Raw genomic sequence first — 15,150 nt, forward strand, 5'->3', positions numbered from 1 at the left:
TTCGTATCCCGTGACCCCCGTCCTCACCCTGGCCGGCGCCGCGCCGGGGGACGGCCCCCTGGGCGCCCTCGCGGCCTTCCTCCGGGCCTGGCCGGAGATGTGGCCCAGCCTGTGGCTCGCCACGCTGGACACCGTCTACATGGTGTGGTGGGCGAGTGTGTTCAGCGTGCTCATCGGCCTGCCCCTGGGCGTGCTCCTGGTCGCGACCGACCGCGGGGGCCTCGTCCCCGCGCCGATCGTGCGCGCGGTGCTGAGCGGCATCGTCAACATCGGCCGTTCGCTGCCGTTCATCGTCCTGATGGTCGCCGTGCTGACCCTGACCCGCTTCCTGGTCGGCACCACGCTGGGTCCCACGGCCGCGATCGTGCCGCTGAGCATCGGCGCCATCCCGTTCTTCGCCCGCCTGGTGGAGACCGCGCTGCGCGAGGTCGACCGCGAGGTCGTCGAGGCCGCGCACGCCATGGGCACGCGCCGGATCACCATCGTCGGCAAGGTGATGCTGCCCGAGGCGCTGCCAGGGCTGATCGCCGGGCTCGTGATGACCGTGGTCACGCTGATCTCCTACTCGGCGATGGCCGGCGCCATCGGCGGAGGAGGCCTGGGCGACCTCGCCATCCGCGAGGGCTACCAGCGCTTCAACGACCACTACCTGTGGGCGACGGTGATCCTGCTGATCGTGGTCGTGCAGGTCGTGCAGAGCCTCGGCGACCTGTGGGTGCGCCGCCTGGCCCGGCGCTGACCGGCCGCACCCCCACCTTCCACCACCACCCCCCGACCCCCCGCATCCGATGGAACCCACCTGAAAGGGAAACAGATGATCAGGAGTGCGAGTGCGCGTGCGGCCGGGGTCGCGGCGACCGCCACGGCGGCGGCCGTGCTGCTGGCGGCGTGCGGAAGCCCCAGCGAGCGCAGCGAGGGCGGCGGCGACGGTGGCGAGGGCCTGACCACGCTGCGGATCGGGGCCACCCCGGTGCCGCACGCCGAGGTCCTGGAGTTCGTCGACGACAACCTCGCCGAGGACGCCGGGCTGTCCGTCGAGGTCGTGGAGTACACCGACTACAACCAGCCCAACGCGGCACTGGCCGAGGGCGAGCTGGACGCCAACTACTACCAGACGGTGCCGTTCCTGGAGGAGTACCTCGAGGGCAACCCCGAGGCGGACCTGTCCTGGGTGTCGGACGTGCACGTGGAGGCGTTCGGGATCTACGCCGATGAGATCGACGACCTGGCCGACCTGCCGGAGGGCGCCCAGATCGGCGTGCCCAACGACGCCGCCAACATGGCCCGCGCGCTGGACCTGCTCGCGGCGGAGGACGTGATCACCCTGTCCGAGGACGCCGGCGGCACGCCCTCGATCGACGACATCGACGACAACCCGCTCGACGTCACGGTCACCCCGGTCGAGGCGGCGCAGCTGCCGCGGTCGCTGCAGGACCTGGACGCGGCCGTGGTCAACGGCAACTACGCCCTGGAGGCGGACCTTCCCGAGACCGCCAACGCCCTGGCCTGGGAGAGCAGCGAGGACAACCCGTACGCCAACGGGCTCGTGGTGCGCTCGGAGGACGCGGGTTCCGAGGGCGTGGCGGCGCTGGACGAGCTGCTGCACAGCGACGAGGTGCGCGCCTTCATGGAGGAGCGCTGGCAGGGCATCGTCATCCCGGCCGAGGGCGCGCCCTCGGAGTAGACGCGGGCCCCCTGGCCGGTCGGAGCGGGTGCGCCCGCTCCGACCGGCCAGTAACGGTTGCGTTGCGGCGGCGAAACGATCGATTGACTTCGCGGTGCCGTTCTGCTTCGGTTGTGGGAGCGCTCCCAAGCCACAGTCTCTCCTGGAAGGTGCGTCCCAAGCAGTGAGCAACAGCAACGAGTTCCCCGAGGACTTCCTCTGGGGGGCGGCCACCGCCTCATTCCAGATCGAAGGCGCCACCACCGCTGACGGCCGCGGCCGCAGCATCTGGGACACCTTCTCCGAAACCCCCGGCAAGGTCCTGGGCGGTGACACCGGCGAGCCCGCGGACGACCACTACCGCCGCTACGCCGAGGACGTCGCCCTCATGAAGCGCCTCAACCTGGGCGCCTACCGGTTCTCCATCGCCTGGCCGCGCATCGTCCCCGCCGGCTCCGGCGAGGTCAACCCGGCCGGCCTGGCCTTCTACGACCGCCTGGTGGACGAACTCCTGGAACAGGGGATCCAGCCCTGGGCCACCCTCTACCACTGGGACCTGCCCCAGCCCCTGGAGGACGCCGGCGGCTGGCCCGCGCGCGACACCGCCTACCGCTTCCGCGACTACGCGCAGGTCGTCGCGGACGCACTGGGCGACCGGGTCGAGCACTGGATGACCCTCAACGAGCCCTGGTGCGCGTCCTTCCTCGGCTACTACGACGGCCACCACGCCCCCGGCCACAAGGACCCCCAGGCGGCCCTGGCGGCCACCCACCACCTCCTGCTCGGCCACGGCCTGGCCACCGAGGCGATCCGCTCCACCGGGCGCCCGGCCAAGGTCGGGATGGCCCACAACCAGGCCGTCATCCGCCCCCACGGCCCCAGTGCCGAGGACGCGCGGGCCGCCCGCCGCGCCGACGGTGTGCGCAACCGGCTCTTCATCGACCCGGTCCTGCACGGCCGCTACCCCGCCGACGTGGTCCAGGACCTCGCCGCGATCAGCGACTTCTCCTTCGTCCAGGACGGCGACCTGGAGACCATCGCCGTGCCGATCGACTTCCTGGGTGTGAACTACTACACGCCCGAGTGGGTCGCGGCCTCGGCCAAGGGCCTGGACCCGGACATGGTCAGCGGCGAGGGCGAGGCCTGGCTCGGCGCCGAGCCCGAGGAGGTGCACGTCTCCCAGGGCCTGCCCGTCACCCACATGGGGTGGGAGATCGACCCCACCGGCCTGTTCGACGTGCTCCAGCGCCTGGCGGGGGAGAGCGGCGGCATCGACCTCTACGTCACCGAGAACGGGTGCGCGTTCGAGGACACCGTCACCGCCGAGGGCTCGGTGCACGACACCGACCGCCTCGCCTACTACGAGGGCCACCTGCGCGCGGCCCGCGAGGCCATCCACGCCGGGATCCCCCTGCGCGGCTACTTCGCCTGGTCGCTGCTGGACAACTTCGAGTGGGCCTGGGGCTACTCGCGCCGCTTCGGCCTCGTGCACGTCGACTACGACACGCAGGTGCGCACCGTCAAGGACAGCGGGTACTGGTACGCCGAACTCGCCAGGACCGGCAGGTTCCCCACGCCTGGCCGCACCGCCACGGGCGCGGGAGAATAGACCCACGGACCGGTCGCCGGCCTCACCCGGCCGCCCGACGGGGGCGTCCGTGGTGAAGTAGGGTCCAGCGATTGCGCAACGACCGCCGCCCCGGTCACGGACCGGGGCGGCGGAACCTGATCAAGGAGTTTCCCTGTGGCCAAGAGCGGTGATGGTCGGCGTCGCCCGACCCTCGAGATGGTGGCCGAACGCGCGGGCGTGGGCCGCGGAACCGTCTCACGGGTGATCAACGGGTCGGCCCAGGTCAGCCCCCGTACCCGCGAAGCCGTGCACAACGCCATCGCCGAACTCGGCTACAGCCCCAACCAGGCGGCCCGAACCCTGGTCACGCGGCGCACGGACACGATCGCCCTCGTGGTGTCCGAGCCCCGCGACCTGCTGTTCACCGACCCCTTCTTCGCCGACATCATCCGCGGGGTCAGCTCGGTCCTGCACGAGCGAGACCTGCAGCTGATGCTGACCACGGCCCGTACCGAGGCCGAGCACAAGCGGATCGGCGACTACCTCGGCGGATCCCACGTGGACGGCGCGCTGCTGGTGTCGATGCACCGCGACGACCCGCTGCCGACCAGGCTCGCCGAAGCCGGCGTTCCGGTCGTCCACGGCGGCCGGCCGCACTCGCCGACCGAACCGACCCCCTACCTGGTCGACATCGACAACGTGGGCGGCGCGCGGCTGGCCACACGGCACCTGCTGGACTCCGGCCGGCGCAGGGTGGCCACCATCACCGGCCCCATGGACATGAACGCGGGCCTGGAGCGCCTGCGCGGGTACCAGGAGGTCCTGACCGAGGCCGGACTCGGGGTGGACGAGCGCCTCGTCGTCCAGGGGGACTTCACCGCCGAGAGCGGCGCGGAGGCGATGGAGCACCTGCTCGACGCGGGTGGAGAGCCCGACGCCGTCTTCGTGGCCTCGGACCTGATGGCGCTGGGCGCGCTGCGCGTACTGCGCCAGCGGGAGGTGCGGGTGCCCGACGACGTCGCGGTGGTCGGATTCGACGACTCGATCATGGCCCAGCACAGCGAGCCCTCGCTGACCACCATCCACCAGCCCACCGTGCGGATGGGGCAGGAGATGGCCCGTCTGCTCGTGGACGTGGCGATCCCGGGCGGGGTCGAGGCCGAGAAGGTCGTACTCGACACCCATCTGGTGATGCGCGACTCCGGCTAGCGCCCGCCACCGCCACCGCCACCGCCACCGCCACCGTCCCGCGCCGGTCCGGATTGGGGCCCGTGGGTGCTTCTGGGGCCTTCCGCCAGCTCACGGGTGGACTCGCGCACCGCGACTGTGCAAGGCTTGCTGCGATGTGGCGGGAGACGGTGGGAGCACATGGACCCGACGCGGGAACCGACACACGACCGGTGCGCCATCACCTCGTGCGGGTGGTGCGATCGGGACGGAGTCGACTGCCGGTTCTGTTCAGGGACCGGATGGTGGCGGCCCGAACAGCCGCACCGGGACGGAAGCGGCGTGATCGTGTGGCTCAGAATCGACGAGCCCTGCCGCGGTTGCGCGGGCACCGGCAAGGAACACGACTCGACCGCCGCCCGGTGAGAGTTCGGGACACGGGTGGACGAGGAGTGAGACAGTGCGCTGGGTGACCTATCTGTCGCCGAGCGGCGGACGCGAGCGCGCCGCCGCACTCGATGACGGCGACGTGCTGGGCCTGCCGGGCGACGACCGCCTGACGGACCTGCTCGACGCGGGGCCGACGGCCCTGAGCGCGGCCCACGCACGCGCGGTGGCGACCCCCATCGAGATCATCGTCGAGCCCGAGGCGCGCATGTGCGCCCCGGTGCTCCCCGTCGCACCCGTACCGGTGCGCGCGGGTGACGACGTGTGGGAGGTCCACCCGGAGCTGGTGGTCGGCGTGGACGACGCGGTCGCGCCCGCCTCCACCTCGGCCAGAGCCGGGGTGGCCGCCCTGAACTCCGGCGACGGATCCGTGCTCGCCTACACCCCGGCCTGCCTGTGGCTGGACGCCGACGGGCGGCCCACACAGCTGAGCCTGGGCCCGGCCCTGGTGACCGCCGACGAGCTCGGCGCCGGCCCGCTGCGCGTGAGCGCGCAGATGGAGGAGCGTGAGCTGGGCCGCGGCCTGGTCGATCCCGCCGACGCCTGGCTGACCGTCGGCCCGGGCAGGATCCGCGTGCTGCTGCCGGTGGCGACACCGCCGCTGGCGGCCGACGACGAGTTGTTCGTCGACGCCGACACCCTGGGCACCTTCGAGGTTCGGGTGGGTTCGCAGGTTTAAGGTCTGACCGAAACCAGGCACGGCGCGCCGCCGTGCCTGTTCACGGTGTGAACTCCCAGTGCCAGGGCTCGAAGCCGTCGCGTGCCCAGGACGGGTTGTGCCACCCGTAGCCCGGCGCGGTGGCCAGCATCCACTCGTGTTCGGGGGTGCCGACCCGGTGCACGCCCCCGCAGAGGTCCACGGCCAGGCCCAGCCCGTGCTGGCTCGTGCCGGGCCGGGCGGCCATGCCCGGCAGCATCTGCTCGAACAGGCGCACCTGCTCGTGGTACGGGCGGTAGGAATCGGCCACGCACATCTGCCGACCGAACTCCGACCGGAACGCCCCGTCCAGTTCGATGAAGGCCTGCGCCGCGTCCGCCCGCAGCCGTTCACCGGGCTGGGGGAGCGGGCACAGCAGGGTCTCGGGGATCCGTCCGTTCGCGTGGGCGGCCGCGGAGCCGTCGGCGGCGGCGCAGCCGTGGTCACCGGAGGCGGGAGCTCCGGACGAGCCCTGGGCGGCGGTCCCGGGCAGCGCGGCGGCCGTCCGCGCGTTCGCCAGGGCCTCCTCGCGCCGCTCCTCCTCGGCGTCGGTGTCCCGCTCCTCGGCGAGCCGGGCCTCCAAACGGGTCTGCTCCTCCACCAGGGTGCGGACGTACCCCTCCTGCTCCGCGACCGCGGACTCGGCCTCCTCACGGGCCGTCCGCGCGGCCTCGGCCGCCTCGGCCTGCTCCTGCTCCACCGTCTCGGCGGCGTCGGCGAGCGTGCTCGTGGCGATCCGCGCGGCCTCGGCCCGCTCCGTGTCGGCGGACCTGTGCTCGCTGAGCAGCGTCAGGTAGGCGCCGCGTTCGAGGAGCTCGCTCGGCCCGTTCGGGCCGGTCCAGGCGTGCACCATGCTCAGATCGCCGCCCATGTACGCCGTGGCGGCCTGCTGAGCGGCGGCCGTGCGCACCCGGTCGCGGTGCCCGTCCGCGCTCTCCGCGCGCTCCTCGGCGGCCTCGCGCGCCTCGGTCAGCTCCGCCAGCCGGGTGCTCTCCCGCTGGTAGCGCTCGATCCGCTCGGTCGCGGTCCGGCGCAGCGACTCCATCCCCGAGCGCAGCTCCGCCAGTTCCACGCGCACGTCGCCGAGCTCGGCCTCCGGCGCCGCGTCGGGGTCGGCCGCGCCGGGGGCGGCCGACGTCAGCGCGAGGACGACGGCGGTGCCGAGGGGGAGGACCACTGTGACCGAAAATCGCCGCCCCGGCCCAGGCCTGCGGGAAGGGTGTTCGGAACCCTGGGATTCGATAGTGTCACCGCGTGTGTTCGCGTTCGGGCGTGGGTCGGCTCGCATTCCCGCATCCTCCTCAGGACCTGCGTCAACGTCTTGTCACGATGTCATGTCGAGGCGGTCTTGATGGGGATGCTCGGGGTGTGTCCAAATAGTTACCTGGTGGCCGGTGTGGGTTTCGGTCACCCCGTCTGACCTGGAAAATTGGTCATAATGCCGACAGGAAGGGCATTATGTCCCTGGGTCAGCGTGGATGATCTTGCCGAAGGCCGCCAAACGGTCGAAGCGAGCCCTTCGCGCCCATTGGTACGCTATCCACCGCACGTGCACCCAGGCAGGGCTTCGGGTGTGCGGCGCCTCTCCTCCCAGGCGAGTCCGGCGGACAGTCTCACATCTCCCCACATTCCCACCGCTTCCTCTGGTGGACCAAGTGGTCTATACCGGTTCTCCTCCGAAGAAGGAGTCTTCGGTCTGGAGCGGTCAATCCCTGGGTTCAACAGCCGTTCGAGGCGGTGACACGAAAGGTTGCGAGGGTCCGTGTCGACACGAGCGACGAACAACGGGGCCAGCGCGCAGAGCGAGGCAGCGCAGGCCGAACATGCCGATGCCCCGCGATGGCGTAGAGCCAAGTGGTGGCGACCGCGTCACTGGCGGGTGCGGTCCCGACTGGTGGCGCTCATCGTCATCCCCACCGCCGTGGCGCTCGCGCTCGGTGGTCTGAGGGTCTACGAGGCCGCGGACTCCACGGTCACCCACGCGCACATCGAGAGCCGCGCCGAGGTCGGCGTGCTCATCGTGCAGCTGGCCAACCAACTCGGCCGCGAGCGCACCGCGAGCGCGATCTACATCTCCGACAACGCCGACCCCGAGCGTCGTTCGGACCAGCTGCGCCAGGCCCTGGAGGAGGAGCGCTCCGCTTCGCAGTCCCTCCAGACCAGCCTGGAGGCCCAGCTCGAGGACATCGGCGAGATGGACGGCGGCCTGGCCCAGACCCGGCTGTCCACGATGAACAGCCAGCTCGGCACCCTCAGCAACCTGCGCGACGAGGTCAACGACACCCGCATCACGGTGCTGCCCGTCGTCACCAAGTACCGCACCATCTCCCGGGCCCTGGCGGACTTCAACCAGACGATCGCCGACCAGACCGACGACACCGAACTGCGGGAGGGCGTGCGTGCCCTCACCGCGCTGTCGAGCGCCCGTGACCAGCTCTCCTACGAGACCGCGCTGATGAGCCACTCGCTCACCAGGAACACGATGACCGGCGGTATCTCCGAGGCCATCGACTCCAGCCGGGCGCGCTACGAGAACGAGATCTCCAACTTCATCCAGGCCGCCTCGCCGGCCCAGAGGGCGGTCTTCGACGAGCACTTCACCGGCCTGGAGGTCAGCCAGGTCTCCACGATGCGCATGCGCGTGATGTACCGCGCCGAGCGCGGGGACAACCTGACCGGTGTGACGGAGAACGACGGCCCCGACGACTACGCGGTCATCGCCAACACCGCGCTGGACCGCCTGCAGACGGTCGAGGAGGAGATCGCCGACGGCATCTCCGCGGCCGCCGGCGACCTGCGTGAACAGGCCATCATGCGCGCCCTGGCCGACCTCGCGGTCGTCCTGACCCTGCTCGCGGCCGTGTTCATCCTGACCTCGCTGGTGGTCCGCTCCCTGGTGCGCCCGCTGCGCACCCTGGAGGACGGTGCCCGCCGCGTCGCCCAGCGCGACCTGCCCGAGGCGATCAACCGGATGCAGGAGGCGGGCACAGCCCCCGACTCCGTCCGGCTCACGCCGATCGAGGTCGACACCCAGGACGAGATCGGCGAGGTGGCCCGCGCCTTCGACGACGTCCACCGCGTCGCGCTCACGCTGGCCTCCGACGAGGCCGCGCTGCGCAGCAACGTCAACGCCATGTTCGTCAACCTCTCCCGCCGAAGCCAGACCCTGGTGGAGCGGCAGCTGCGCCTCATCGACGGCCTGGAGCAGTCGGAGCAGGACTCCGACCGCCTGTCCGACCTCTTCCAGCTGGACCACCTCGCGACGCGTATGCGCCGCAACAACGAGAACCTGCTGGTCCTGTCCGGTCAGGACAACACCCGCAAGTGGGCCCAGCCCGTCCCGCTGGTCGACGTCCTGCGAGGCGCGGTCTCCGAGGTGGAGCAGTACGAGCGCGTCAACGTCCGCGCCCCCTCCCACATCTCGGTGCTCGGCCGTCCGGTCAACGACGTCATCCACCTCGTCGCCGAGCTGGTCGAGAACGCCACCTCGTTCTCGCCCCACGACACCGAGGTGCTGGTCAGCGCCAAGACGCTGGACAACGGCGGCGTGCAGGTCGACGTCACCGACAGCGGTATCGGCATGGCCCCGGACGACCTGGAGGCGATCAACGCCCGCCTGGCACGTCCGCCGGTCATCGACGTCGCGGTCTCGCGCCGCATGGGCCTCTTCGTGGTCTCGCGCCTGGCGCACCGCCACGGCGTCCGGCTCCGGCTCCAGGAGGCGCACGGCGGCGGCACCACCGCGACCGTGATCTTCCCGCCGGACCTGCTCATCACGCCGGTCGAGGGCCAGCACTCCCTCGGCGGCGCCGATGCCCGTCCCGAGCTCGCCGCGGGCGCGCCCGACACCTACGCCGACGCCGAGGCGGCCTTCGCCTCGACCCCGGCCGCGGTCGAGCCCGGCGACGCCTGGCAGACCCGCGACGCGGCCCCCGCGCCGGGCGACCTGGGCGGCCTGCCCAAGCGCCAGCCCGGGGGCGCGCGCTCGGACGAGCACCCGCCGAGCGGTCAGGACCTGTGGGGCAACGACACCTCCTCCGGCTCCGTGTGGCAGCCCACCGCGGGCAGCGGCGTCACCGGCAACGGCGCGGGCACCCCGCCCGTCGTCGACCCGTACGACGTCCCCGAGGAGGAGCCGCCGGCGCAGGACACGGGCCGCAGCCTCTTCGATCCCGCTCCGCGCGCCGACAACGGCGACTCCACGCCCTTCGGGGACCACGGGTCGGTCGGCCGGGCCTCGGACACCGGGTCCTTCAGCCGTCCCGAGACCGACTCCTTCGGTCAGCCGTCCGACACGGGAGCCTTCCGCCGTCCGACGACGGACACGGGAGCCTTCCGCCGTCCGACGACGGACACGGGAGCCTTCCGCCGTCCGCTCGACGCCTCGGAGTCCTACGACGCCTTCAGCGGCGCGAGCTCCGGCTCGACCCACGACGGCGCCAACGGCACCGGGTCCTTCGACCGGCACGAGGCCGCACCGGCCGCGCCGCGTCCCGAGGACACCGAGACGTTCCCCGCGGTGTCCTCGGCCTGGGACACCGGCGCACAGCAGCCGCAGCAGCCCCAGGCGTCGCATCAGGCTCCGGCTCCGCAGGCTCCTGAGGAGCAGGCGCCCTCCGGAAACGGAAACTGGCGCTCAGGCGGTTCGGAGTCCAGGGAGGGCTACGGGTCCACGGCCTACCTCTCGCGGCGCTACGGGGGTACTCAGGGGCCGAACAACACGGTCGTGCCCCCGACCCCGGGCGGGGACGACAACGACTCGCTGCCGATCTTCGACGCGATCGAGTCCAACTGGTTCAAGCGCCGCACCGGCGGACCTACGGTGGACACGACCGAGACCGGGCCGATCCCGCAGGTCGGGACCGAGACGCCGAGCCCGGCCACCGCTCAGGCCACCCGAGAGGAGCCCGCCCCGCAGTCCAACGGCAACGCCGGCTCGGAGCAGGAGTGGAACTCCGCGGCCGACCGGGGATGGAAGGCCGCACGCACCGCGGCGGAGCCGCTCGCGGGCGGTCTCACCACCTCGGGGTTGCCAAAACGTGTTCCCAAGGCAAACCTTGTCCCGGGGACCGCCCCCAAGCCGGAGAACTTCAAGCAGATGCCCACACGCAGTGCCGAGCGGGTTCGCAACCGATTCTCTGGTTTCCAAAAGGGTGTTCGGGACGGCCGAAACCGACTCGGCGACCGCCCGACTGAGGAGTGACGTCAGTGCAACCTGGTGGGACGGGGTCCCCCTTATTCCTCGAAGCCGGATGCAATAGCATCTACCGAGCTTCTCGGACGCGCGACACCCAACGCTTGACGAGAACACCACACGAGGCTCCCGGCGCCCCCCACAGGAGGGGCCGGGTAGTTCGCAGAGGCAGTGCTGTCACATGCCGTGCCGGCGGTAGCAGTGCCGTAAGACCAGCCGGCGAACTTGGACAGGAGATCAGATGAGTCGACAGGTGAACGAGCTCAACTGGTTGATCACTGACTTTGCCGACCGGGTGCCTGACGTCGCCCACGCGATCGTCGTCTCATCAGACGGCCTTCCGCTGGCGTCGTCGGCAGGGTTCCCGGCGGACCGGGCCGACCAGCTGGCGGCGATCGCCTCCGGCCTGTCCAGCCTCACGCAGGGCGCGGCCCGGGTGTTCGAGGGTGGCGCGGTCGCTCAGACCGTCGTGGAGATGGAGCGGGGGCTCATGCTGATCATGGCGATCAGCGACGGCTCCTGTCTGGCGGTCCTGGCTGCGGCCGAGAGTGACCTGGGTCTGGTCGCGTACGAGATGACACTGCTCGTCGAGCGGGCGGGGCGGGCGCTGACTCCAACGGCGCGCACCTCGGGAATCCACTGATCCACCACCGACAGGAGGAAGTGGTGGCACCTCACAGTAGAGATGCCGGGAGCGCCTCGTGGTTCGGGCAACAGCAGGGCGGCCCCCCTTCGGGGGGAATGCCGACTGTTCCGGGCGGCGGAGATGTTCCTCGACCAATGCAACAACCGTTTGACCAACGACCAGCAGGGGGTAGCGCGCCCAGTTCTCTCGTGCGCCCCTACGCGGTGACCAAGGGCCGTACCAAGCCGAAGTCTCAGCTTCCCCTGGAGGCTCTGATCTCGGCCACCGCGGCCGCTCGTAACGAGTCTGGGACGCTGACGCCCGAATGGCAGGCGATCAGCGACCTGTGCCGGGAATGGCGTTCCGTGGCGGAGATCTCCGCGCTGTTGCGGATGCCTCTCGGTGTGGCGCGGGTGCTTGTGGCGGACATGTCCGAGCAGGGACTGGTCCAGATCAGGTCTTCGCTCAACAACGAGGCCCGTCCCAACACCAACCTGCTTGAAAGGGTGCTCAGTGGACTTCGCAAGCTCTAGCCCAGCCGAGGAAGGCGGTGCTGGGGGGAACGCGATGACGTCGGTGAAGATCGTCGTCGCCGGGGGCTTCGGTGTCGGGAAGACGACATTCGTAGGCTCCGTCTCCGAGATCGTGCCGCTGACCACCGAGGCGGTCATGACCAGCGCCAGCGTCGGGGTCGACGACCTCGCCAAGACGCCGGACAAGCAGACCACCACCGTGGCCATGGACTTCGGCCGTGTCTCCCTCGACTCCGACCTGATCCTGTACCTGTTCGGCACCCCCGGACAGCACCGGTTCTGGTTCATGTGGGACGACCTGGTCAAGGGTGCGATCGGTGCCGTCGTCCTGGTGGACACCCGTCGTCTGGCGGACTGCTTCCCCGCGATCGACTACTTCGAAGAGGCGAGACTGCCCTTCATCGTGGGGATCAACGGGTTCGACGGGTACTACCCCCACGCGGCCGACGAGGTCCGGGACGCGCTGACGCTCAGCCCGGAGATTCCCATCGTCCAGGTGGACGCCCGTGACAAGGCGTCCACCAAGTCGACGCTCATCACCCTCGTCGAGCACGCCATCACGGTGGGGGACCCCGAAGGCGCGGCCGGACAGCCCACCTCCACCGGGAGCCAGAACTCCTGGCGCTGACACCCGGGCCGGGGTCCCGCACGAGCACGGCCCGGTTCCCGCACGGCGGGGACCGGGCGCCCGTGCTGGCATGATGGATCCATGAGTTCTCCCTCGCATCCCGACGCCGCCGCGATGACCCAGAGGTTCCGACGGGTGGCCGAGCGAGTGCTCGACGCCCTGCTCCGCGACGCCCCCGAGTGGGCCCTGGAGCTGGGGGACGCCCGCGGCGCCGCCCGCCTGTCCGACCACTCGGTCGAGGCCGACGCCGCGCGGGTCGCCGTGCTCGCCGACGCCCTGGGCTCGCTGGACGAGATCGACGGCGACCTCATCCCCGAGGGCGATCTGGTCGACCTGGAGATCCTGCGCTCCAAGGTCAGCGCCGACCTGTGGCACCTCACCGAGCTGCGTCCGCACACCTGGAACCCGCTGCTGCACTCGCCGGGCGGCGCGGTGCTGGCCCTGGTCGAGCGCGACGTGCTCCCGCTGCCCGAGCGCCTGGAGGCCCTGGCCGCGCGCTGCGCCGGACTGCCCGGCTACCTCGCCACCGCCCGCGCCCGCCTGGACGAGGGCCCCGGGATGCCCCGCGTCCACGTCGAGACGGCCCTGGCCCAGCTCGCGGGAGCCCGCGAACTGCTCACCACCGACGTCCCCGCGCTGGCCGAGCGCGACGCCGGCCTGCGCGGCCGGGTCGTGGACGCGGCCCGGACCGGCCTGGCCGCGGTGGAGGAGTACGAGGCGTGGCTGCGTTCGCGTCTGGAGACCGCCACCGCCGACCCCCGTCTGGGCGAGCGGGACTTCGCCGCCCAGCTCTGGTACACGCTCGACTCCGAGATCTCCCCCGAGGCCCTGCTGATACGGGCCGAGAGCGACCTGCTCGCCACGGAGGAGGCCATCGCCGAGGCCGCGGCGGAGTACGAGGGCCGTCCGCGCCGCCCCGGCCAGGTCGCCGAGGTGCTCTCCTCCCTGGCCGCCGCCACGGCCACCGGCGCCGACACCGTGCGGCCCTCCTGCGTGCGGGCGCTGGAGCACCTGGACACCCGGGTGCGCGAGCTCGGCCTGGTGACCGTCCACGACGACCCCGTGCGCATCATCCCGATGCCGCGGTCGCGCCAGGGTGTGGCGGTCGCCTACTGCGACGCCCCCGGCCCCCTGGACCCCGCGGCCCGCGACCAGCCCACCCTCGTCGCGGTCGCGCCGCCGCCCGAGGACTGGCCGGCCGAGCGGCGCGCGTCGTTCTTCCGCGAGTACAACGGCGCCATGCTGCGCAACCTCATGGCGCACGAGGCGGTGCCCGGGCACGCGCTTCAGCTCGCCCACGCCGCGCGCCATGACGGCGGCACACGTGTGCGCAACGTGCTGTGGAGCGGCACCTTCGTGGAGGGCTGGGCGGTCTACACCGAGGAGCTGATGGCGCGGCACGGCTGGAACGGCGGCACCGACGACGCCTCGCGCCGCGACGACCTCGCCCTGCGCCTGGTCCAGCTCAAGATGCGCCTGCGGGTCGTCCTCAACGCGATCCTGGACGTGCGACTGCACACACGCGGGCTCACCGAGTCCGAGGCCATCGCCCTGCTCACCGAGCGCGGCCACCAGGAGGAGGGCGAGGCGGTCGGCAAGTGGCGGCGCGCCCAGCTCACCAGTGCCCAGCTGTCCACCTACTACGTGGGCTACGCCGAGGTCGCCGACCTGGCCCGTGACCTGGCCGCGGCCCGTCCCGGCGCCGACGAGCGCCAGGTCCACGACGCGATGCTCGCCTACGGCTCCCCGCCCCCGCGCCACCTGCGCACGCTGCTCGGCCTGTGACCCGCGCCGCGCCCGACCGGCGGCCCGCGCGCGGTCGCGACGGGACGGGCTGGCGCCGTGCCCCGCGGGCGCTTCTATGCTGGGGGCGAAGGACGACGAACCCGCACGAAGGAACGGACGAGCGATGAGCGGTGCCTCCCACCGGCCCGAGGACGGGCCCGGCGACCTCCCGGGTACGGGCACGGGGACCCCGGACGGCTGGGACCGGCTGTGGACGCCGCACCGCATGGCCTACATCAAGGGCGAGGGCAAGCCCACCGGCTCCCGCCCCGAGGACGGGTGCCCGTTCTGCAGGGCCCCCGGACTGCCCGACGCCGAGGGGCTCGTGGTCACGCGCGGCAAGAGCGCCTACGTCGTCCTCAACCTCTACCCCTACAACAGCGGCCACCTGCTGGTGTGCCCCTACCGCCACGTGTCCGAGTACACGGCACTGGACGAGGACGAGACCGCCGAGGTCGCCGCGCTCACCCAGGCCGGGATCCGGGCGCTCGGCGCCGCCTACCGCCCCCAGGGGTTCAACGTCGGTATGAACCTCGGTACTGTCGCCGGTGCGGGCATCGCCGCGCATCTGCACCAGCACATCGTGCCCAGGTGGGGCGGCGACACCAACTTCATGCCCGTCATCGGACAGACCAAGATCCTGCCCGAGATGCTGGAGCAGACCCGCGCCAAGCTGGCCGAACACTGGCCCCGCGACTGACCCGGGCCCGCCCGGACGCCGACACGGTGCGCGGCGGGGCCGAGGGCCGCCCGCTCAGCGCAGGGACGACGCGCCGCCCCCACCGGGCGCGGTTCCCACCCCCGCGACCCTTCCCGTCCTACGATCACAAGAAGACATGCT

General features: G+C 71.8%; 13 protein-coding genes. 12 read left to right on the forward strand and 1 reads right to left on the reverse strand.

The window, feature by feature from the left end:
* Positions 1 to 97: 97 nt before the first annotated feature.
* From M1P99_RS20240 to M1P99_RS20265, 6 genes are all read left to right on the forward strand, one after another.
* A complete protein-coding gene (locus M1P99_RS20240) occupies positions 98 to 739 on the forward strand; it encodes a methionine ABC transporter permease (RefSeq protein WP_304455769.1) in 642 nt (213 codons plus the stop codon).
* A gap of 75 nt (positions 740 to 814) precedes the next feature.
* Positions 815 to 1,684 carry a MetQ/NlpA family ABC transporter substrate-binding protein gene (locus tag M1P99_RS20245; RefSeq protein ID WP_304454166.1) on the forward strand — a complete coding sequence of 290 codons (870 nt, stop codon included), beginning with the start codon at positions 815 to 817 and terminating at the stop codon, positions 1,682 to 1,684.
* Positions 1,685 to 1,847: 163 nt separating this feature from the next.
* The gene (locus M1P99_RS20250) at positions 1,848 to 3,272 is read left to right on the forward strand and encodes a GH1 family beta-glucosidase (RefSeq protein WP_304454167.1); all 1,425 of its coding nucleotides are present in this window, start codon (positions 1,848 to 1,850) and stop codon (positions 3,270 to 3,272) included.
* Between the two features lie 135 nt (positions 3,273 to 3,407).
* Positions 3,408 to 4,442 carry a LacI family DNA-binding transcriptional regulator gene (locus tag M1P99_RS20255; protein ID WP_304454168.1) on the forward strand — a complete coding sequence of 345 codons (1,035 nt, stop codon included), beginning with the start codon at positions 3,408 to 3,410 and terminating at the stop codon, positions 4,440 to 4,442.
* A 159-nt stretch (positions 4,443 to 4,601) separates the two neighbouring features.
* Positions 4,602 to 4,826: a hypothetical protein gene (locus M1P99_RS20260; RefSeq protein WP_082376967.1), complete on the forward strand. Its 225-nt coding sequence runs from the start codon at positions 4,602 to 4,604 to the stop codon at positions 4,824 to 4,826.
* A gap of 34 nt (positions 4,827 to 4,860) precedes the next feature.
* A complete protein-coding gene (locus M1P99_RS20265) occupies positions 4,861 to 5,526 on the forward strand; it encodes a hypothetical protein (RefSeq protein ID WP_304454169.1) in 666 nt (221 codons plus the stop codon).
* 40 nt (positions 5,527 to 5,566) lie between these two features.
* Here M1P99_RS20265 and M1P99_RS20270 read toward each other — a convergent pair whose 3' ends face one another.
* The gene (locus tag M1P99_RS20270; protein WP_304454170.1) at positions 5,567 to 6,721 is read right to left on the reverse strand and encodes a D-alanyl-D-alanine carboxypeptidase family protein; all 1,155 of its coding nucleotides are present in this window, start codon (positions 6,719 to 6,721) and stop codon (positions 5,567 to 5,569) included.
* Between the two features lie 702 nt (positions 6,722 to 7,423).
* Between M1P99_RS20270 and M1P99_RS20275 the strand changes: the two genes are divergently transcribed.
* From M1P99_RS20275 to M1P99_RS20300, 6 genes are all read left to right on the forward strand, one after another.
* The gene (locus tag M1P99_RS20275) at positions 7,424 to 10,747 is read left to right on the forward strand and encodes a nitrate- and nitrite sensing domain-containing protein (RefSeq protein WP_304454171.1); all 3,324 of its coding nucleotides are present in this window, start codon (positions 7,424 to 7,426) and stop codon (positions 10,745 to 10,747) included.
* 232 nt (positions 10,748 to 10,979) lie between these two features.
* The gene (locus tag M1P99_RS20280) at positions 10,980 to 11,381 is read left to right on the forward strand and encodes a roadblock/LC7 domain-containing protein (protein ID WP_014909276.1); all 402 of its coding nucleotides are present in this window, start codon (positions 10,980 to 10,982) and stop codon (positions 11,379 to 11,381) included.
* A 137-nt stretch (positions 11,382 to 11,518) separates the two neighbouring features.
* Positions 11,519 to 11,896: a DUF742 domain-containing protein gene (locus M1P99_RS20285; protein ID WP_218897632.1), complete on the forward strand. Its 378-nt coding sequence runs from the start codon at positions 11,519 to 11,521 to the stop codon at positions 11,894 to 11,896.
* A 34-nt stretch (positions 11,897 to 11,930) separates the two neighbouring features.
* Complete coding sequence (locus M1P99_RS20290) at positions 11,931 to 12,524, forward strand: ATP/GTP-binding protein (protein ID WP_304454172.1); 594 nt, start codon at positions 11,931 to 11,933, stop codon at positions 12,522 to 12,524.
* A gap of 114 nt (positions 12,525 to 12,638) precedes the next feature.
* Complete coding sequence (locus M1P99_RS20295) at positions 12,639 to 14,309, forward strand: DUF885 domain-containing protein (RefSeq protein WP_304455770.1); 1,671 nt, start codon at positions 12,639 to 12,641, stop codon at positions 14,307 to 14,309.
* A gap of 124 nt (positions 14,310 to 14,433) precedes the next feature.
* Positions 14,434 to 15,009, forward strand: coding sequence for an HIT domain-containing protein (locus tag M1P99_RS20300; RefSeq protein WP_304454173.1), 576 nt, complete (start codon positions 14,434 to 14,436; stop codon positions 15,007 to 15,009).
* The last annotated feature ends 141 nt before the right edge of the window (positions 15,010 to 15,150 follow it).

Source organism: Nocardiopsis sp. YSL2, assembly GCF_030555055.1.
Taxonomy (GTDB): Bacteria; Actinomycetota; Actinomycetes; order Streptosporangiales; family Streptosporangiaceae; genus Nocardiopsis.

Excerpts from the sequence above, each read along its gene's own strand:
- M1P99_RS20240 (WP_304455769.1), top strand. The coding sequence starts at position 98 with ATGTGGCCCAGCCTGTGGCTCGCCACGCTGGACACCGTCTACATGGTG.
- M1P99_RS20245 (WP_304454166.1), top strand. The coding sequence starts at position 815 with ATGATCAGGAGTGCGAGTGCGCGTGCGGCCGGGGTCGCGGCGACCGCC.
- M1P99_RS20260 (WP_082376967.1), top strand. The coding sequence starts at position 4,602 with ATGGACCCGACGCGGGAACCGACACACGACCGGTGCGCCATCACCTCG.
- M1P99_RS20280 (WP_014909276.1), top strand. The coding sequence starts at position 10,980 with ATGAGTCGACAGGTGAACGAGCTCAACTGGTTGATCACTGACTTTGCC.
- M1P99_RS20285 (WP_218897632.1), top strand. The coding sequence starts at position 11,519 with ATGCAACAACCGTTTGACCAACGACCAGCAGGGGGTAGCGCGCCCAGT.
- M1P99_RS20290 (WP_304454172.1), top strand. The coding sequence starts at position 11,931 with ATGACGTCGGTGAAGATCGTCGTCGCCGGGGGCTTCGGTGTCGGGAAG.
- M1P99_RS20295 (WP_304455770.1), top strand. The coding sequence starts at position 12,639 with ATGACCCAGAGGTTCCGACGGGTGGCCGAGCGAGTGCTCGACGCCCTG.
- M1P99_RS20300 (WP_304454173.1), top strand. The coding sequence starts at position 14,434 with ATGAGCGGTGCCTCCCACCGGCCCGAGGACGGGCCCGGCGACCTCCCG.